The sequence below is a fragment of the Comamonas sp. GCA5 genome (genome assembly GCF_036541385.1).
Lineage (GTDB): Bacteria > Pseudomonadota > Gammaproteobacteria > Burkholderiales > Burkholderiaceae_C > Comamonas > Comamonas aquatica.
Genome location: NZ_JAZHFR010000246.1, coordinates 1 through 378 on the forward strand (window position 1 = coordinate 1; position 378 = coordinate 378).

General features: G+C 41.0%; 1 protein-coding gene. It reads left to right on the forward strand.

Going from position 1 to position 378, the window contains the following annotated elements; all coding sequences use genetic code 11:
* Positions 1 to 53: 53 nt before the first annotated feature.
* Positions 54 to 378, forward strand: a 325-nt coding sequence (locus SJH88_RS19505) for a S46 family peptidase (protein ID WP_274755425.1), incomplete at its 3' end; no start/stop codon positions are given.

Here is a 378-nt window from a genome sequence, read left to right on the forward strand (position 1 = left end):
AAATTACAGACGGAAAACGAAGCTTATGCTATGGCTATTGAAAGGGTAATCGCTTGTACTTTGCCGGACGTCGTGAGATGGATCCCAAAAGACTTATGCCCAGCGACGCTAACTTTACAATGCGTATGAGCTATGGTTCTATCAAGAGATACGAACCTGCCGATGCTGTGACATATAGATACTACACCACAGATAAAGGTCTGCTTGAAAAGTATGACCCGAACTCAGATGAGTTTAATCTGCAAAAAGATATTCTGGATTTGGTAAAGCGTAAAGATTTCGGCAAATATGGTGTGAATGGAAATCTCAATATTGCATTCCTTTCTACCAACGACATCACAGGCGGAAACTCTGGAAGTCCTGTATTTAACAAAAACG